We start from the raw sequence: 19433 nt of genomic DNA, 5'->3' as shown, positions 1-19433 counted from the left end.
GGGTTCCCGATAGGATCGGCCATACCCGGAAAAATCCGGCTCGATCCGCATGGGGGCGTGAATGTCAGAGCCGTGGCTCTCTGCCGACGACATCGCTGAGCACTTGGGCGTGACCAAAGACACGATCTACGCCTGGATCTCCGACAAGGGGATGCCGGCGCACAAGGTCGGGCGTCTGTGGAAGTTCCAGGCGAGCGAGGTCGACGACTGGGTACGCAGGGGGGACGCAGGATCTCCGGACTGACCCAGTCGGCCGCGATGTCGGCGGCACGACGTATCCTGATCGACTTGCCATTTTCCAGGGGAGGAACCACGTGCACGCACCCACAGTGACGCTCGCATCGCTGCGCGCCGGGCAACGCCTGCGCGGTGTCCTGCCCGGGCAGCCGGTGACACTCGTCGGCGTGACACCGCTGGACGACGCGCTCGTCGAGATCTTCTTCCGCGATGACTCGGGTCGGACCGGCGAACGCACCATCACCGAGCTCGATGCCGGCAAGCTCGAACTAGTCACGGAGCTGGGTAACGCACCCGCGTTCGACGGCGACCCTGACGAGTTCCGGCTTGCGGCCGAAGCGTTGCGCATCAAGTACGCCGCGCTCTACGACCCGATGGCGGCGGTGAACAGCTCGGACGTCGACCCGTTGCCGCATCAGATCCGCGCGGTGTACGAAGAGCTCCTCCCGCGGATCCCGCTGCGGTTCCTGCTCGCCGACGACCCCGGCGCCGGCAAGACGATCATGGCCGGCCTCTACCTCAAGGAGCTCATCCTCCGCGCCGACTGCGAACGAGCGCTGATCGTCGCCCCCGGCGGCCTCGTAGAGCAGTGGCGTGAAGAGCTGTCGCAGAAGTTCGACCTCTCGTTCGAGATCTTCAACCGCCAGATGATCGACGATGCACAAGGCCGCAACGTGTTCGCCGAGCACCCGTTCCTGATCGCACGGATGGACCAGCTCTCCCGCAGCGACGACCTGATCGAGCAGCTCTCCGACGTGACGTGGGACGCGGTCGTTGTCGACGAGGCGCACCGGATGTCTGCGCATTACTCCTCCTGGGCGGGTCAAGTCGACGAGACGAAGCGGTTCCGGCTCGGCCGACTGCTCGCCGAGACCGCGCACAACTTCCTCCTGATGACAGCGACACCGCACGCGGGGAAGGAAGAGGACTTTCAGCTGTTCATGTCGCTGCTGGATCGGGATCGGTTCGAGGGACAGTTCCGCGCCGGTGTTCATCGGACCGACACGCGTGGACTGATGCGCCGAATGGTGAAGGAAGAGCTCCTCACCTTCGAGGGCAAACCACTGTTCCCTGAACGCCGCGCCTACACGGTCGAGTACGAGCTCAGCGACGCAGAACGCGAACTGTACGAACTCGTCACCGGTTATGTCCGCACTGAGATGGGCCGCGCGGAACGCCTCGCGCAGGCCGGCGACAAGAAGCGCGGCAACAACGTGGGGTTCGCGCTCACCGTTCTGCAGCGACGCCTCGCCTCGAGCCCTGAAGCGATCCTCCGATCGCTTGAGCGGCGCCAGGTGAGACTTGAGACGCGTCTGCGCGAATGGCAGCGTGCGACCGACGAGGCACGGTACAGCACCTCGATGACGGCGACGATCGACGAGTGGTCGACGGGCCGCACGACTCTCGACTTCGAGGACGCGTCCAACTCGATCCCGAACTTCGACCCCGACTCGTTCGACGACCTCGACGAGGAGGTCGCCGAGGAAGAGCGCGCACAGTTCGAAGCGCGCGTCGACGAGGTCGTGGACCTCGCCACCGCCGCGGAGTCGATCGGAGAGCTCCGCGCGGAGATCACGATCCTCGAAGACCTCATCCGTGTCGCACGTCGAGTTCGGCTGCTCGACGACGACAAGAAGTGGGTGCAGCTGCGAGCGATCCTCGACGACCAGCTCCTCGTCCACGACGACTCCGGCGAGCCGCGCAAGATCATCATCTTCACCGAGCACAAGGACACGCTGGACTACCTGCGGCAGAAGATCACGACGCAGCTGGGACGCCCCGAGTCAGTCATCACCATTCACGGCGGCACCCGCCGTGAAGATCGCAAAGCGGCGCGCGAGCAGTTCACTTACGACCGCAATACCGTCGTGCTGTTGGCGACGGATGCCGCGGGTGAAGGCCTCAACCTGCAACGCGCGCATCTCATGGTCAACTACGACCTGCCGTGGAACCCGAACCGGATCGAGCAGCGCTTCGGGCGGATCCACCGCATCGGACAGCGCGAGGTCTGTCATCTGTGGAACATGGTCGCCAAGGACACTCGCGAAGGAGATGTCTTCACGCGGTTGCTGTCAAAGATCGACCAGATGTCGATCGCGTACAGCGGCAACCTCTTCAACGTTCTTGGCGACGCGGATGCCTTCCAGGAGAAGTCTCTCCGCGAGTTGCTGATCGAGGCGATCCGCTACGGTGACCAGCCTGAGCGGAAGGCTGAGCTGGACCGCGTCATCGACGCGAGCGTCGCTCACGGTCTCGACACGATGGTGGCCGAGCGCGCGTTGCACCCCGAGATGTACTCCTCGCTCAACCTCGAAGAGATCCGTGGACGCATGGAGAAAGCCCGCGAGCGGCGACTGCAGCCCGGCTACATCGCAGCCTTCTTCATTCCCGCCTTCGAACGACTGGGCGGCCGAATCCGGCGCCGCGAGAAGGGGCGCTACGAGATCACTCGCGTGCCCCAGCGTGTCATCGACACCGCCCGCAGGCTCAACAGGTGGGCGCCCGTGCCGGAGCGATATGAACGGGTCACGTTCGAGACCGTGCATGTTCGTCCCGAGGGTCAGACTCAGGCCGCGCTGCTCGCACCCGGCCACCCGTTGTTGCAGGCCGTCATCGAGCTCACCATTGAGGATCTCGGCCCGGTCCTCAAGCAGGGCACAGTGTTCGTCGACCGTCGTGAACAGCAGTGCGACCGAACCGCACTGCTCTACGCGGTCGAGCAGCGTATCCAGAACGCCACCCCCGACCCCGACACTGTCTCGCACCACTTCGACTACCCTGTCCTCGACACCGCAGGCGACGTAACGTTGGCAGCCGCGCCTCCGTACCTCGACTACGACGCACCAGACCCCGACGAGGCCGATGCAATCGCGACGGTCCTTGACGCCGAGTGGTCGAAGAGCGATCACGAACGATCCATCCGCGCGTGGGCATACCGCGACGGACTCGCCCCCCGCATGGAGGAGCTCAGCGCGCGGATCTCGGTAGACGTCGACCGCACCCGCGTGCAGGTCAAAGAGCGACTGCTCGCCGAGATCAACCACTGGGATCGCGAGCACAACCGCCTCGAAGCTCTCGAACGCGCCGGTACCATTGGCCGCATCCGCGCAGAAGCCGCGCTCCAACGAGCGCGACAGCTCGACGAACGACTCGAGAAGCGGCTCCGCGCGCTCGACGAAAGCACGCAGCTCGTCGCGTTGCCCGCGGTCGTCCGTGGATCAGCGATCGTTGTGCCGAGTCAGCGTCTCGCTCCGGGAGATGAGGATGCCGCCCCTCGGACATTTGCGCGCGAGACCGAGTTAGTCGAGCGACGTGCAGTCGAGGCAGTTTTCGCCGCGGAGCTCGCACTCGGCCGCAACCCTCTCGAGATGCCCCGGAACAACCCCGGCTACGACATCCAGTCGTACGACAACGAGGGACGCATCCACTACATCGAAGTGAAGGGGCGGGTCGAAGGATCCGACACCTTCACCATCACGACCAACGAAGTCACCTTTGCCCAGACTCAAGGCGATCGTCACCGACTCGCGCTCGTGCTCGTGTCGCCCGATGGCGAGGAGCACGACCGGCTTCGGTATGTCCTCGACGCATTCACGCACATCGAGCCGTCAGCAACAACTCGGTCGTACAACGAGGAATGGCGCGACTACTGGGATCGCGGAGGCCCACCGCGATGACGGGCCCGATCGAAACAGCCATCGACCTACGAGAGACGCAGCCGTGAACGCAACGCCCAAGAAGAAGCTCATCGAAACCTCTCTTCCGCTCGAAGCCATCAACGCGGCGGCGGAACATGAAAAGTCAGTCCCCAGGAAGGGTCATCCTTCCACAATGCACCTGTACTGGGCCCCACGCCCGCTCGCGGCAGCGCGTGCGGTGCTGTTTGCTCAGCTGGTCGACGATCCCTCATCGCGGCCCGATGAGTTCCCCTCAGTGGATGCCCAGGACGCGGAACGACGTCGACTCCACGGACTCCTTGAGGAGCTGTGCAAGTGGGAGAACTCCTCCAACGAGGAGCTGCTCGCGAAGGCGCGCGCGGAGATCGTTCGCAGCAATGGCGACACGCCCCTGACATTCCTAGACCCCTTTGCCGGCGGCGGAGCGATTCCCCTCGAGGCGCAGAGGCTCGGCCTGCAAGCATCGGCGTCCGATCTGAACCCAGTCGCTGTCCTCAAGAACAAGGGTCTAATCGAAATCCCCCCAGTCTTCGCGGATAGGGCGCCGGTCAACCCAGATGCAGAGTCACGCACGGTCCCATGGAGCCGAGCTGCCGGGCTCGCCGAGGATGTGCGCCGTTACGGCGAGTGGCTCCGGGAGGCGGCATGGGCTCGTATTGGCCACCTGTATCCCAAAGCGACGACTGCGGAAGGCACCGAGCACACGGTCGTCGGCTGGATCTGGGCTCGAACCGTCACAAACCCGAACCCCGCCAACCCGATAAGCGTTCCGCTAGCGCGGACGTGGTGGCTCAGCAAGAAGAAGGGTCGGGAAACCTATCTGACCCCCGAGGTGAGCGGGCGCGGTGTGAGCTTCAGGATCGAACACGGGCGCTCAGGCCCGGTTGGCGAGGATGGATCCGTCGGTCGGGACAAGGGCGGCGCTATCTCGATCGTCGATGGAACGCCTATGTCCTGGGACTATCTGCGCTCCGAAGCCACGGCAGGACGAATGGGCACACAGCTCATGGCGACGGTCGCCGAAGGCTCTCGGTCGCGGCTCTACCTTCCCGCAGACGACGTGCAAATCCGTGCCGCAGTCACTCCCCCACCACAGGATCTCCCGATTGGCGAGATCCCCGAGGGGGGACCTGCATCACGGAACGTTTCCCTTTATGGTTTCAGGCACTTCACCGACCTCTTCTCGTCCCGTCAGTTGGCCGCGTTGTCGACGTTCAGTGATCTCATCGGTGAGGTCCACGGGCGCGTGGTGGACGATGCGCGTAGCGCCGGGATGGAAGACGGAGAGGGAATCGCTCTTGGTGGGAACGGGGCGATTGCGTACGCAGACGCAGTCGCGACGTACCTCGCTTTCGCGGTGAGCAAGCTCGCGGATTGGTCGTCCACCTTGTGTAGCTGGATCACGCAGATCGAGGGCGTTCGGGACACCTTCTCGCGACAAGCTTTGCCCATGGTTTGGGACTACGTGGAAATCAACCCGTTCTCGAACTCAGTCGGCAACTTCAGTGCCCACGTCGAATGGGTGGCTGCTGGTGTTGATGCCATGCCCGCTGACCCCCGTAACCCTGGACGAGCCACCCAAGCCGACGCAGCCGCGCGTGACTATGCAGTGACTGTCGTTTCGACTGATCCTCCCTACTACGACAACATCGGATACTCGGATCTCTCCGATTTCTTTTACGTATGGCTCCGACGCTCGCTGCGCGACATACACCCGTCCCTCTTCGAGACTGTCTTGACACCGAAGGCGGACGAGTTGGTGGCGAACTCTGCACGACACGGCGGAAAGGCGGGCGCTGCGGAGTTCTTTGTTAGCGGCTTCAACAGCGTCTTTGCGCGCATGCGTGAGTCCGCGAACGGACTTGTCCCACTCACCGTCTACTACGCCTACAAGCAACAGGACGTGCGGGATACCGGCACAACATCTACGGGATGGCACACGATGCTCGGCGGGCTGATCGACGGTGGGTGGACGATCACCGCAACCTGGCCCCTGCGTAGCGAGCGCGCTGGCCGGATGCTGAGCTTCGGGACGAATGCCCTTGCTTCGTCGATCGTGCTGGCGTGCAGGCCCAGACCTGTCGACGCCCCCGCTACCACCAGACGAGCATTCGTCGCCGCTCTGAAGACAGAGCTGCCGGATGCGCTCCGCAAGATGATTCAGGGCGATGTTGCCCCGGTCGATCTTGCGCAGGCTGCTATCGGGCCCGGCATTGAGGTCTTCTCTCGCTACTCGCGGGTTCGCGAAGCCGATGGTTCCGACATGAGCGTGAAGGACGCGCTGCTACTCGTGAACGCCACGCTCGATGAGGTAATCGGTGAACAGGAGTCCGACTTCGATCCTGATACCCGATTCGCCGTCAAGTGGTACCGACAGTACGGCTGGACCGAAGAAAGCTCAGGCGTTGCGGACCAGCTCGCGCGATCTTCGGACACCTCCCTAGGCACACTTGAGCGTGGGGGCATATTCGAAGCAAGAGGTGGCAAAGCGCGGCTACTGTCTCCGACTCAGCTCGAGAACGCATGGGACGTTGCAGCGGATGAACGAGTAAGTGTGTGGGAGGCTACCGTCCGACTCGCCGCAGTGATGGCGAAGCATGGCGCCGACCAGGTCGCCGCCCTGCTCCCGTCGGTGCAGACACGGGTGAATCTCGACGCGGTGAAGGAACTGGGCTTCCTTCTGTTCCATGAGGCGGAGAAAAAGCGGGACACCAAGGACGCGATCCTCTTCAACGGGTTGGTGAGTGCGTGGGGTGACGTGAATGAACAGGCGCGGAAGCACGCCGGTTCGCCGCGCTCGGTTCAGCAGGCGTTCGACTTCGATGAGGACGGGGACTGAGTTCGATGGCGATGAACAACCGTGACCGCGTGGGCAAGGCCTTCGACCTGTTGTCGGAGGGACTGCTTGATTCCGTCGATGAAGTGATGACCGCCGCCTACAGCACATCGGACTGGCCGGCCGCGTGGGCACAAGAAGATGCTCAACGCCGTGGCGGACCGGCACGAACGCTGACAAAGCACGATGTCCAGGTGCAGCTGCGCGCCATCACAGAGCAGGGGTACCGATTCAAGGACATGCTGTCACGGGCACAGCAGGGCTTCGGCTCTGAGCTCCGCGAGACACGCAACCTGTGGGCGCACAACGAGCCGTTCAGCTCTGATGACGCGGCGCGCGCGCTCGACACGATCGAGCGACTGCTCCATGCCGTCGGCGCGGTCGACTCCGCCGAGGACGTCCGCAAGCTCCGCGTCGACCTGCAGCGCACGGTCTTCGAGGATCAGACGCGCAAGCAGGTCAAGCGGACGACGGTGACCCTCGACCCGGGTTCGGGTCTGCGTCCCTGGCGCGAGGTGATCCGCCCGCACGATGATGTGGCACGAGGCGAGTTCACAGCATCCGAATTCGCAGCCGACCTGCATCTGGTGCGAACCGGTCAGGCGACGAGCCCCGAGTATGGCGATCCGGTCGAGTTCTTCACCCGCACGTACCTCACGGAGGGTCTGCGAGACCTGCTGTCGCGCGCGCTCCGACGCGTGGGCGGCGGGGACGGCAACGCGAGCCCGGTCGTCAACCTGCAGACCAACTTCGGTGGCGGCAAGACGCACTCGATGCTCGCTCTCTACCACCTCTTCAGCGGCACGCCCGCGAAGGACTTCCCGCAGGAGCTGCAGGAACTCATTGCTGAGACCGGGAGCCCGGATCTTGCGGCGCTGGGCGTGAAGCGCGTCGCACTGGTCGGCACGTACTTGAAGGCGGGATCGCCGCTCATCAAGGACGACGGGACCGAGGTGCGCACGCTCTGGGGCGAGCTCGCCTGGCAGCTCGGCGGCCGCGAAGCGTACGACCTCATTGCTGAGGACGACCGCGCCGGGACGAACCCGGGCGAAGCATTGCGCACGCTGATCGCGAAGCACTCGCCGGCACTGATCCTGATCGATGAGTGGGTCGCGTACGCGCGGCAGCTAGTGACGGACAAGGAGCTTCCGTCTGGTTCGTTCGAGACGCAGTTCACGTTCGCGCAGTCGCTGACGGAAGTCGTCCGATCGGTGCCTGGCGCGATGCTCGTCGTCTCGATCCCGGCATCCGACACCGGCGAAGCGGGGAGCGGAAGCGACATCGAGATCGGTGGCGCCAACGGTCAGCTCGCCCTGGAACGACTGCAGAACGTGATCCGCCGGGTCGCTGACCAGTGGCGGCCGTCGAGCAAGGACGAGTCTTTCGAGATCGTGCGGCGCCGACTCTTCCAGGCGCCCAACGCTGAGGGCCTCACCACGATCTCTGCGGTAGCTCGAAGCTTCGTCACCTTGTATCGGAGCAATACGGCGCTGTTCCCTCGGGATGCCGCGGCTCCGAGCGACGACTACGAACAGCGCATCCGAGCTTCGTATCCGCTGCACCCTGAGCTGCTGGACCGCCTGTACGAGGACTGGTCCACGCTGGAGCGGTTCCAGCGCACTCGCGGCGTGCTCAAGCTCGTGTCGTCGATCGTGCACGAGCTGTGGGCGTCCAACGACACGTCCCCGCTGATCCTCCCCGGCAACGTGCCGCTGGAGGCGACGACAGTCAACACCGACCTCACCCAGTACCTCGAGGATCAGTGGAAGCCGATCATCGATTCCGACATCGACGGCCCAGGATCGATGGCGCAGCAGATCGACCTGGACCGCCCCAACCTGGGGCAGAGGTTCGTGACGCAGCGGATCGCGCGAACGATTTTCATGGGCGCCGCGCCCAGGATCAAGGCGTCGCGAAAGGGTCTCGACAAGCAGTACGTCTGGCTCGGAACCGCAGCACCCGGTGACACCCTTGGCAACTTCGGCAGTGCGATCGAGCTGCTTGCCCAGCGCTCGACGTACTTCTACGAAGAGCAGGGCCACTACTGGTTCGATACCCAGCCATCGGTGACAAAGACCGCTAACGACTATGCCGAGCGGCTCCGTGAAGACGTCGAGACGGTGTGGAACGAGATCACCGATCGCCTCCGCGGCGAGGAACGCGCGCGCGGTGTGTTCGATCGTGTACACGTCGCCCCAGCATCCAGCGCCGACGTCCCCGACCTCGAGGATGCGCGACTGGTGATTGTTCACCCGCGCCACTCACGGCGGAAGTCGGACGGCGCCGACTCGTCCGCCCACCAGTGGGTGCGCGACGCGATCGAGACCAAGGGCGCCAGCCAGCGCGTGCATCGCAACACCCTCGTCTTCCTCATCGCCGACAAGAGCGAGCTGGAGAGCCTGGAGGCCGCCGCGCGCAGCTACCTCGCGTGGAAGCGTGTGCAGGCGACCAGCGAGAGCCTCAACTTGTCGGTGCAGCAGCGCAAGCAAACTGACGACTGGGTCACGCGTCTCGACCGGACGGTGTCAGACCGGATCCGCGACACCTTCGTGTGGGCGGTCTACCCTGAACAGTTCGACGCCACCAAGCCGTTCGAGCTGATCACGGACAAGGTGCCTGACTCGAGCGGCCGCTCTCTCGCGGAGCGTGTCGCCGCGAAGCTGTCCCGCGACGATCAGCTCGTCACCGAACTCGGTGCACCGATTCTTGGCGCGACTCTACATCAGGAGCTCGGACAGTTGTGGCGCGACAAGGGCGAGATCAGCGTGGGCGAGCTGTGGGGCTATTTCACCCGGTACGTCTACCTGCCGCGCCTCGTCGGACGGGAGACCCTCGATTCCGCGATCGAACGCTCGCTGAACTCCGTCCTCGTCGACGGCGAGAAGTTCGCGATCGCGGCGGCGAAGGACACCGAGTCCGGACGCTATCGCGGGCTGATCGTGCCGCCAGCGCACAACACCGCGATGCAGGTGACCGACAGCACGCTCCTGGTGGACTGGAACACGGCCGACGAGCAGGCGTCCGCCGATCGCATCGCCGCGGCTCGTGAGGCTGCTGCGCGCGCGGCTGAGGAGAGTGCCGCGGAGGTTGGCCCGATCGACATCGTCCTTGTCGATGAAGAAGCGGATGAGTCGTCGACGACGGGCGAAGACATCGTTGCACCGCGGCGCCCGAGCCGCTACTTCGGCTCTGTGAAGGTCGACCCGGATCGGTACTCGAGGGACATCGGAAACGTGACCCGCGAGATCATCGATCGACTCGCGGGCGCCGGCGCGAAGCTCGAGATCACGATCGACATCCAGGCGAGCAAGAGCGACGGCTTCGGCGAAGGCGAGGTGCGCACGATCTCCGAGAACGCGCGCGTGCTCAAGTTCGACCCGAGCTCCGGCTTCGAGAGCGCGTAGCCGTGGAGTGCGTGGACGCGATCAGAGAGAGTTTGCTAAGCCCTAAAGGAGGACATTCATGACCAGCCTGCTCAGACTCAAGACACGACACAAGACGTTCGTGTCCTATCACCATGCGGACGAAGCTGAAGTGGCGGCCTTCATCGACTACTTCGACCACGACCACGACGTGCTCATCTCGCGGGGAATCGGCGCATCGATGGCTGGAGACGTCATCAACAGCACCGACGCCGACTACATCAAGCGTCGTATCCGCGAACTCTACCTACGCGATAGCAGCGTGACGCTCGTCTTGGTCGGCGCCCAAACCTGGGGGCGTCGTTTCGTCGATTGGGAGATCGCCGCCTCCCTTCGCAACACCGTGACGAGTTCACGCAACGGTCTCGTCGCGATCACTCTGCCCTCCATGTCGGAGACCCCGGGGCGGCAGCCTCCCGCGCGCGTGAGCGACAACATTGATGGCGAGAACGGCTACGCGCGATGGATGAAGTACCCTACATCCGCTGCAAGCCTTGCAAGAATGATCGATGACGCGTTCAATCGTCGAACCTCTCACGCTGACAAGGTCAACAACACGCGAGCACTGCGGATGCGGAACGCGTGACGCCATGATTCACCTCGTTGACTCCGATCTGCCACCCTTCTTTGCCTCAGCTGATGAGGCTTCGAACTCCGCGCAGAAGGCCACGCTATGGAGTAGCCGCCTTCGTCTCGGGGGCACGGTCATCGCTGCGCTTGGGGCGTCGTACTCGCTCTTCGTCGGGAAGGTCGACGTGTGGGCCGCGGTGGCGCTACTCGGGTTCGCTCTCGCGCTGGGGTCAGAGATCTACATCACACTTGTTCGACCCGAGAGAGACTGGTACCAAGCTCGGGCCGGCGCTGAGTCCGTGAAGACGCTCAGCTGGCGCTACGCCGTCGGCGCCGATCCATTCTTCCTATCGCTTGAACCGAGCGAGGCGAGGACCCTCTTCAGGTCTCGCGTGAGCCAGGTCGCCCACCAAGTGGCGCAGGCAGTGTCTGTGCCAACGGGTGACGGTAGTTCGCCGACCGTCGCGATGGACGCGCTGAGGGCGTCCGATCTTGACACTCGTCGCTCGGTGTACTTGCGCGACAGAACGGAGGCACAACGCGATTGGTACACGCGCAAGGCGAAGGCGAACCGCCGAGCGGCAGCTTGGTGGCGAACGCTTCTACTGTGCGCCGAAGCTATCGCGGTAGCACTCGCGGCTGGACGTCTTTTCGGCGGCTGGACGTTCGATCTCGCCGGGATCCTCGCGGCAGCGATAGGTGCGGGTGCGGCCTGGCTGGCACTCAAGCAACACGTCACACTTCGCGCGGCATATGCACTGACCGCTGCCGAGCTTGAGAAGCAGAGGACATCGTTGCTCGCCGCCGATGCGAGCGAATGGCCAGGGTCCGTTGCCGACGCGGAGGAGGCAATCAGCCGAGAGCACACCATGTGGCTGGCTTCCCGTGGTGAGGTTAACGAGAAGATTGGCTGATCGTCCCCAATAGCTCTTGGTGCTGAAGCCCAGAGCACAAATTCCTCCCAGTTGCAGCCTCTCTCCGCGAGTTGGTGTCAACTCAGTCCGTTGCCCGGTACATCGGCTCCGTGTCGACGTAGTCGGTCGAATGCTGATGATTGGGCAGCACGACCAGTCGCGGCTTCGACGAATCGTGCGAACTGGTGTAGTCGGGGTAGCAGTCGGGCCACCCGTGCTCTTCGACCTCGAGCGCCGTGCAGTCCCATTCGACTCCAACCGGGAAGTAGCGCAGGTACATCGACATCGAGGTCGTGCAAGAGTCCTCGAGGTCGAGGTCCAGGCAGATCGTCATGTCCGTCGTCCCGTCGACCTCCGTCGACGGGTCGGTGTACCTGAGTTGGGTGTTCGGCCACTCGTCGAGCAGGCTCGCGACGCTGAAGCAGCTCCCGGGATCGGAGGCCGGGCACCAGTCGCCCGCGAGCTCGTCCGGCCAGCCCGCAGGTAGCGCCGCGTCCGCGGAAGCGCTCGGCGAAGGAGCGGTCTCCATGGCATTGGGCGTCGTGGAAGGCCGAGGGGCGTCGCTGGAGCCACCGATCGCTATTCCGTCGCAGATCGCGATCCGATTCACTTCGCACAGGATGCCGCGGAGGCGATCGACGTCGACAGGGATGGTCAGTGGCGCGTCGGTAAGGGCGGATCCGGCCGTGTCGGACTTCTCCCACAGCTGGAGCACCATGTTCCCGTCCGAGACCCTGATCGGTAGGCCACTGTTGCGGAGGTAGTCGGTGTCCCCGAGGTCGTCGGAGAGGATCACGTGACCGGTGCTCGGGTCGACGATGGAGAGTGCGCTCTGCGTGGAGGTGAAGTTCGTGAGCACGAGCAGGTCGTCTGGGCTGAACTGCGCAGTGCCTGCAGAAGCGAGGGCCGTGCGCGGCTGCCACTGGCCATCGGCCCATTCCTGGACGGTCTTTGTTGCTCCGTTGTCCGTGACGACGAAGCGACCGTCCTGCGACCAGACGGCGGAGTTGAGGGCGTCCGAGGTCGAGAGGGTGCGTGTGTCCGGCTGCTTGTCGCCGGTCCACGTGATCTGGGTCACGATCGTGGGATCATCGTCGTCCTGGGGGCGCGCGATCGTCTCGATGACGCCCCCGTCGGCGCGCACCTCGTATCGTTCGAGCTGTAGGCGCTGACCTGCGAAAGTCGACTCTGTCCGTTCCTCGCCCGTCACGCAGTCGACGACCGTGGTCGGCTCGTCGCCGGCCCCGTCGTACTGCTTGCTCACGAGTACCGCGCCGCGCGCTGAGCTGGCGCTCTCTGCATAGCCGTCGGCGGGAATCCAGGCGAACTCCTGCCAGGTCGAGTCGTCTTTCGCGGCGCAGGCAGCCAGGCCTCTCACTCCGTCCGCGGTCACAAGCTGGGGTTCGGAGGCAGCGTCGAGCGCGACAAGCTGCGTCGCGTCCGGCGACACGGCCTGCCATCCGTCGGGGTTATCGAACGAGATCTCGGCGGCTGAGCTGTCAGCTTGGGTGAAGTCGAATCCGCCCTCCGTCTGCCGGATGGTGTTCTCGCCGCTGCTTCCGATGGTGTGGGGGTTCAGCGATGTGTAATTGATGTGGTGCTCCATCGACCACGCGCGAGACTGCGAATAGGAGCGGAAGATCGCCACCGGTGTCTCTCCACGAAGAACCGCGACCTCGCCCTGCTCACTGACGTGCACCCGCGCATTGGCGCTGACGCCCGGCAGCAGCACCTGGTCGTCCGCGGGGTCGGTGCTGAGGATCGCGACCGCTGGCGTCGACTCCAAGACCGCGCAGCCTGCTGAGAACGTCGTCGAGTCGGGCACCAAGCGGTATGTGCCGTTGGCACGAACGAGGAGCTTGCCGCCATTGGCATAGGCGGGCTCTTCGAACCCGGTGGGCGACGCCTGGAGCAGGACGTCACTGCCGCATGTCGCAGCGATCGGATTCATTCCCTGCGAACCCGCGCTCTGCAGGCTTACGCCAACGTTGACGACCGCCCAATCGTCGGTGCGGGAGGTATCGGACGACTCGTCGCCGACCGCGGCCCTGCCCCACCCCTGCTCGAGGGGGTACGACGGGTTGAGGTCGACGACGAATACGGACGATCCGAAAACCGCTACGTACTTCGCATCGTCGAGCCGACGCAGCGTCGGGAGGTACTGGTTCCACTGCCTGCTGGATGCGCCAGTGTTCCGGCTGCGGTCATCGCCCAGGGTGTACTCCTTGCCCGATCCGGGGAGCGAGATCACGCTGCCGTGGTCGAGCGCCACCACCTGCCCGGTGAACAGCCCGTCGGCGTCGACCAAGGGCGCTGCACCCCAGACGGTGTTGTCGAGCGAAACGGAGGTCGCGGTGAATCCTGAGTCGTCTCGACGAACAAGCAGCCACTCGTGCTCGTCGGTCTTGCCGAAGAACTCACCCTTGTAGTCGCTGTCGGTGATGTCAATATCTGTCGGCACCGCGGCGCCGCTGATCGGAGTGATCGTGCCGGCAGCCGTATCGATGATCTGTGCGCCCGTGGGGTCAAGAACTAGGACGTGACCGGCGCCAGTGGCGACGGCCTCGAAGGACAGCGACCGGCTCGGACTGTCGAAAGTTGCCAACGTGGTTGCGTAGCCCGAGGCTCGCACGAGGTCAAGTCGCTGCTTGCCAGTTGTGGCGTTGCCGTTGATCGTGGAGACGAGAAGCCCGTCACGGACTGCGACCGGCTCGGCGCAGGACGAGTATGTCTCCGGCATCCCCTGCGCGCCGTCGGGCAACCCCCCGGCATCGGGCTGCGCGTCCAGATCGGTGAAGGACACCGTACCGTCGTCGACCTGAATGAGGTGCGTCCCCGTCCGGTAGGAGCAGAGGACCCCAACGGCGTCCGAGAGTAGTCGCACCCAGGCGATTTGATGCGGCAGTGACGTGGAGGCGATCACTTCGGCTGTCTCCACCTCGCGGAGCTCGAGCTGGGTCTCGTCGCGGTCCGTGCTCGAGCGGGTAATAGTGCCGACGATGCTGCCGTCGGGCGTGAAAATCGCGCTGTCCGCGCTGGACCCCTCGGGAACGTCGAAACTGTGGATCAGGTTCGCGGAACTTCCAGCGACAGCGAGCATGGCCGCGCGAACTGGCAGCGACTCCGAGTACTCAGACGCCCGGAGCGCGTACTGCGCAGCCTGGACGGGGTCTGTCTGGCTCGCGAGGATGGCCTGTGCCGCGTTCGCCTGACCGAGCGCCTCCCGGGTGGCCGCCTCGGCCTGGTTGCGGCTGATCAGCGCCCAGACCCCGGCCGCCAAGGCTAACAGGAAAAACACGCTCATCGTCGCCGCGACGACCATGATCGTCCGCTGTCGGCGTCGTGCCCGGTCGGCTTCTTCTAGGAGCAGGGACTCGATCGGCCGTTCGCGGACGGCAGCGAACACGGGAGCCAGCGCGGTCCGTTCGGCACCCTTCGCCGCTGAGGCAAGATCGATGAACTTCTGCTCGCGGCTGAACAAGCCGTGTAGCGCCGACGGGACCAAATCGGGGTGTGCCCAGTCTGCACTTGTCTCGTTCCATGACAGGTCGATGTCATCTACGCGGACCATGAACAGGCGATCGGGCGAACCTCCGTGAGAGAGCCAGTAGCGAACCTCGAGCTCAACCCACCGAGACCCGACAGTGTCCCGCGCAATCAGAACGATCAACGCGCGGCTGCGCTGGAGCCCTGTTTCAATCTCAGTGGTGAGGTCGCCCACTCGCAGCGAGGATTCGTCGAGGTATACACGGAAGGGCTCGTCACCCTTCTTGGGCTGGGCGAATCGCTCCAACGCGGCCTTGACGCGGCGGGCCTGAGCCTTTGACGTCGACCTATGTGAGATGAAGGCGTCATAGGAGTCCAGTACCACGTGGAAACACTATCGGCGGAGCTTATCGCGCGTCTCAACCTCGTCCCCCACACTTGCGACCGTTGTGTGCTCGCCCCGCTCGGCCGCACCGGGAGTCACGCCGAGCGGTGGGCCTGACACCGATCGGGATCGAGGTCGGTAGCGCCAACCGGCGCTGCCAGGTGACCATGACTGACGCCATGTTGACACTCAACCAAATGGTGGTGCGAGCGAACTCGGTGCTCCGAAATGTCCAGATGGACACACCGTGGACATTTCATCTGCGAAATGGACAACTTCAAAAAAAACCTACACCTACAACGCGACTCAGCCCGCGGGCGCCATGTCCGTGAAGCGTGAGAAGTGGCCCTGGAACGCGACTGTCACCGTCCGGGTCGGGCCGTTACGGTTCTTCGCCACGATCAGGTCGGCCTCGCCCGCACGGGGGCTATCGGCCTCGTAGGCCGATTCGCGGTGGAGCAGGATGACCATGTCGGCGTCCTGCTCGAGCGATCCGGATTCACGGAGGTCCGAGAGGGCGGGCTTCTTGTCCTGCCGCTGCTCGGGACCACGGTTCAGCTGCGAGAGCGCGATGACGGGCACCCGGAGCTCCTTGGCGAGCAGCTTGAGCGCACGCGAGAACTCACTGACCTCTTGCTGACGGCTCTCGACGCGCTTACCGCTCGTCATGAGCTGGAGGTAGTCGATGACCACCATCTTGAGGTCGGCGCGCTGCTTGAGGCGCCGACACTTGGCCCGGATCTCGACGAGAGTCATGTTCGGGCTGTCGTCGATGTAGAGCGGGGCGTCGTTGATGCGGCCACGGGTCGCCGCGATGGTCGTCCAGTCGCGCGAGTCGAGCGTGCCCTTGCGCATCGTGTGCAGCGGGACGGCACCCTCGGCGCTCATGAGGCGCATCGCGATCTCGCTGCGACCCATTTCGAGCGAGAAGAAGATGGTCGGCAGGTTGTGGCCGATTGCGGCGGCACGGGCGAAGTCGAGCGCGAGCGTCGACTTACCGAGGGCGGGTCGCGCGGCGATGATAATCAGCTGGCCCGGGTGCAGGCCGTTGGTCAGGTCGTCCATGTCGGCGAATCCGGTGGGAACGCCCATCATCTGACCATCGCGACCGCGGGCGGCCTCGATCTCTTCGACGGCCGCGTCGACGGCGACCGTCAGGGGAACGTAGTCCTCGGTGTTCTCGTTGCCGTTGACCGAATAGATCTCGGCCTGCGCGTTGTTGACCAGGTCGAGTGCTTCGCCCTGGCCCGAATAGCCCATCTGGACGATGCGCGTGCCGGCCTCGACCAGGCGGCGCAGCAGGGCGCGTTCGGCGACGATCGACGCGTAGTAGCCGGCGTTGGCAGCGGTCGGCACGATCGACGTGAGCGTGTGCAGGTAGTCCGCACCGCCCGCGCGCTGCAGCTCGCCCGTCTTGATGAGTTCGTCGGTGACCGCGACAACGTCGGTGGGCTCGCCGTGCGAGTAGAGCGAGAGGATGGCGTCGAAGATCAGCTCGTGCTTGGGCACGTAGAAATCGGGTCCACGGAGCGTCTCGATGACGTCGGCGACAGCATCCTTCGACAGCAGCATGCCACCGAGAGCGGACTGTTCGGCGAGGGTGTCGTGCGGGGGAGTCCGTTCGGGGCCGCGGGGGGCTCCGCCCATGCGGTCCTCCGAGATGTCAGCTATCGACACCGCGCTCCCTTCCGCCGAAACCGGCCCTCCACTCGCTTCACGCGAGGGGAAATATGTCCGGCCCGTCTCGGGGCGCGGAGTACGTCATGCAGCCCTGACGAGCGCATCTCTTTCGGAAAACGCCGAGCGGGTGTGTCTGATCGCCGGGTCCCCCGACAGCAGATCAGACACCTCCGACACTCGCCCGGAACGTCCTGTTCCAGCCTCCCCCGAAGTGCGCTCCCTCACGGTATGGGCCCGCAGATTCGCCCGCAACACGCCCTGTGGATAACTTTGTGGAAACTCGGTCAGACACGCCGCTATGCCTGTGTATGGAACCTGTGGACAACTAGATCAGAGGCATCTCATTTAGGCATTTTTTTATCCCTTGAACTGGGATTCACAGTTGCACAGCCTGTGGAAACAGGATGTGTTTGAAGCACTGCTTGAAGGTTCATCATTGAGGGTCGGGGTGTGCACAACCTCGGGACGTTTTGAGATACAGGGGTTTACGAACGCCGGCGTCCGGCGTAATCTCGCTGCCTACAAACGCATTGACGCGCAAACCAGATTGTCCAACCGGGGGGTGAGGACATGAACGTTGACGTTGAACCACGACAGAGTCGATGGTCACGGCTGCTTCTGCTCGCGGGCGGAGTCGGTCTCGCGTGGTGCGCCTTCACGACTTTCGGTCACTCCGCCAGTGCTTCAGCCACGGAAGACGATTCGAGCGGTCTGCTCGGCGCCGTCAGTTCGACCGTGCAACAGACGACATCCGCCGTCACGAACGTGATCGACACCGTCGAACCCGTCGTCGTCGACGTCATTCACACCGTCGTCCCACCGGCACCGGCGCCCGCCCCCGCATCGCAGGCACCCGCGGCCGCCGCCCCAGCACCCGGGGCCGCCCCCGCGCCGACTGTCATGCCGCTCGTCACACCTCTCGTCCAGGGGGTCGCGAATGTCGCGACCACGGCCGTGTCGGGTGTGACCGGCGCCACGACATCCGCTCTCCACGGCACCGCCGACACGGTCGACGCGCTCACGGGCGTTGTGGCTGACACGACCACCGGCATCGTCTCAAACGTCTCGATCGGAGAGGCCCTCGATCCGCTGCTCGCGGCGATCGATGGGCTCCCGCTGCTCGGCGCCGTGACCACGGGCACGGGCCTGACGGACACCGTGGGTTCGACCGTGTCCGTGGTCGACCACCTGCTCACGGTGGTCAGCGGCACAGCCACCACGATCGTCGGCAACCCGGCGCAATCGGGCACCGGGGGAATCCTGCCCCTTCCCGACACCCTGCTTCCCGGCGATGAAACCCAACCGATACCGGTGGTGCAACCGGTGGCCTCCGCTGCGCCACTCACGGCGCAACAGGCGCTGGTGTTCGGTGGGTTCTTCGCCGGAGCCCTCATCGTCGGATCGGCCGTGCCGATCGTGTCGGCATCGTCGACCGGCTCGGGGCGCTGGGGATGGCCTCACGCACCGTCTGCGCCCTCAGGGTCGCCCGGGCTGCTCTTGGCCGGGGTATCGGCCGCAGCGACGCTGTGGGCCGCTCTCGTCGAGTTCTCGTGGCGTGTGCACCCGACCGGTGCCGCCATCCGCTCTCTCTCGGACGACGCCCTTCCGGGCGCGCCCGTCTTCGCAACCGACGTCTCTCCTGACTGACGGGGATCGCGTCGCGCACTCATGCGCGGCAGACGATCCGGTGCGCCACTCGGCGCGCTGACACCCATCCAGTCAGGAGAATCATCATGCGTAGGACAATCAAGCGAGCGCTCCTCGGGGCGCTCATCGGAGGCGGACTCGCCTTCGCCGGGGCGACCGTCGCCCAAGCTGCGGAGACATCCGGAGAAGACGGCACGGCATCCGGCACTCAGGCACTCGTGGGCGTCACCCTGCCGGTGACGATCGGCGGAAACGGGATCTCGGTGCTGGGCGACTCGTCCAGCTCGGGAGCCGAGACGCCCGCGGCCACGCCGGCTCCCGCCACGCCGAGTGTCACCACCGGGGGCACGGACGGCATCGCATCGGGCACACAGGGCGTCGTGAGCGTCGCCGTTCCGGTCACCGTGGGCGGCAACGCCGTCTCGGTACTCGGAGACAGCGAGTCGACGGATGCCTCGGCACCCGCTCCGGCTCCGGCTCCTGCCGCCGAGCCTGCTCCCGCACCCGTCACGTCCGGTGAGGACGCGATCTTGGGCGGCACGCAGGCGATCGCGCCCGTCCAGGTTCCGGTCACGGTGA

10 protein-coding genes are annotated in these 19433 nt (G+C 64.8%); 7 read left to right on the top strand and 3 right to left on the bottom strand.

Annotation, left to right across the window (positions count from 1 at the left end; translation table 11 throughout):
• Positions 1–61: 61 nt before the first annotated feature.
• The 6 genes from MIC448_RS00390 to MIC448_RS00365 all read left to right on the top strand — a co-directional run bounded on the left by MIC448_RS00390 (position 62) and on the right by MIC448_RS00365 (position 11656).
• Positions 62–244 carry a helix-turn-helix domain-containing protein gene (locus MIC448_RS00390; RefSeq protein ID WP_036294314.1) on the top strand — a complete coding sequence of 61 codons (183 nt, stop codon included), beginning with the start codon at positions 62–64 and terminating at the stop codon, positions 242–244.
• A gap of 70 nt (positions 245–314) precedes the next feature.
• The gene (locus tag MIC448_RS00385; protein ID WP_051512831.1) at positions 315–3914 is read left to right on the top strand and encodes a helicase-related protein; all 3600 of its coding nucleotides are present in this window, start codon (positions 315–317) and stop codon (positions 3912–3914) included.
• A 43-nt stretch (positions 3915–3957) separates the two neighbouring features.
• On the top strand, positions 3958–6753 hold the full coding sequence (locus tag MIC448_RS00380) for a DUF1156 domain-containing protein (protein ID WP_036294307.1): 2796 nt from the start codon (positions 3958–3960) through the stop codon (positions 6751–6753).
• A 5-nt stretch (positions 6754–6758) separates the two neighbouring features.
• Positions 6759–10154, top strand: a complete 3396-nt coding sequence (locus MIC448_RS00375; RefSeq protein WP_036294304.1) for a DUF499 domain-containing protein — start codon at positions 6759–6761, stop codon at positions 10152–10154.
• A 58-nt stretch (positions 10155–10212) separates the two neighbouring features.
• Positions 10213–10758 carry a TIR domain-containing protein gene (locus MIC448_RS00370; RefSeq protein WP_036294301.1) on the top strand — a complete coding sequence of 182 codons (546 nt, stop codon included), beginning with the start codon at positions 10213–10215 and terminating at the stop codon, positions 10756–10758.
• A 4-nt stretch (positions 10759–10762) separates the two neighbouring features.
• Positions 10763–11656, top strand: coding sequence for a DUF4231 domain-containing protein (locus MIC448_RS00365; RefSeq protein ID WP_036294298.1), 894 nt, complete (start codon positions 10763–10765; stop codon positions 11654–11656).
• Positions 11657–11738: 82 nt separating this feature from the next.
• On the opposite strand, the gene MIC448_RS00360 is transcribed toward MIC448_RS00365, so the two are convergent.
• Together MIC448_RS00360 and dnaB are read right to left on the bottom strand one after the other, a co-directional pair.
• Positions 11739–15527, bottom strand: coding sequence for a toll/interleukin-1 receptor domain-containing protein (locus MIC448_RS00360; protein WP_036294295.1), 3789 nt, complete (start codon positions 15525–15527; stop codon positions 11739–11741).
• Positions 15528–15833: 306 nt separating this feature from the next.
• Positions 15834–17204 carry a replicative DNA helicase gene (dnaB, locus tag MIC448_RS00355; RefSeq protein ID WP_036294292.1) on the bottom strand — a complete coding sequence of 457 codons (1371 nt, stop codon included), beginning with the start codon at positions 17202–17204 and terminating at the stop codon, positions 15834–15836.
• 573 nt (positions 17205–17777) lie between these two features.
• Between dnaB and MIC448_RS00350 the strand changes: the two genes are divergently transcribed.
• Positions 17778–18854, top strand: a complete 1077-nt coding sequence (locus MIC448_RS00350; protein ID WP_036294289.1) for a hypothetical protein — start codon at positions 17778–17780, stop codon at positions 18852–18854.
• 208 nt (positions 18855–19062) lie between these two features.
• Here the strand turns inward: MIC448_RS00350 and MIC448_RS16630 are convergent, their stop codons facing one another.
• Positions 19063–19428 (bottom strand): hypothetical protein, encoded by a 366-nt coding sequence (locus MIC448_RS16630; RefSeq protein WP_373457216.1) that lies wholly within the window; start codon positions 19426–19428, stop codon positions 19063–19065.
• Between the last annotated feature and the right edge of the window lie 5 nt (positions 19429–19433).

Origin of the sequence: Microbacterium sp. C448, from assembly GCF_000582705.2 — a bacterium.
GTDB classification, from domain to species: domain Bacteria; phylum Actinomycetota; class Actinomycetes; order Actinomycetales; family Microbacteriaceae; genus Microbacterium; species Microbacterium lacus_A.
Note: the sequence above shows the minus strand (reverse complement) of the source record. Positions and strands in the feature narration are given on the sequence as shown.

What these genes read in the sequence shown, in the direction of transcription:
- MIC448_RS00390 (WP_036294314.1), top strand. Translation starts at nt 62, where the DNA reads ATGTCAGAGCCGTGGCTCTCTGCCGACGACATCGCTGAGCACTTGGGC.
- MIC448_RS00375 (WP_036294304.1), top strand. Translation starts at nt 6,759, where the DNA reads ATGGCGATGAACAACCGTGACCGCGTGGGCAAGGCCTTCGACCTGTTG.
- MIC448_RS00370 (WP_036294301.1), top strand. Translation starts at nt 10,213, where the DNA reads ATGACCAGCCTGCTCAGACTCAAGACACGACACAAGACGTTCGTGTCC.
- MIC448_RS00365 (WP_036294298.1), top strand. Translation starts at nt 10,763, where the DNA reads ATGATTCACCTCGTTGACTCCGATCTGCCACCCTTCTTTGCCTCAGCT.
- MIC448_RS00350 (WP_036294289.1), top strand. Translation starts at nt 17,778, where the DNA reads ATGAACGTTGACGTTGAACCACGACAGAGTCGATGGTCACGGCTGCTT.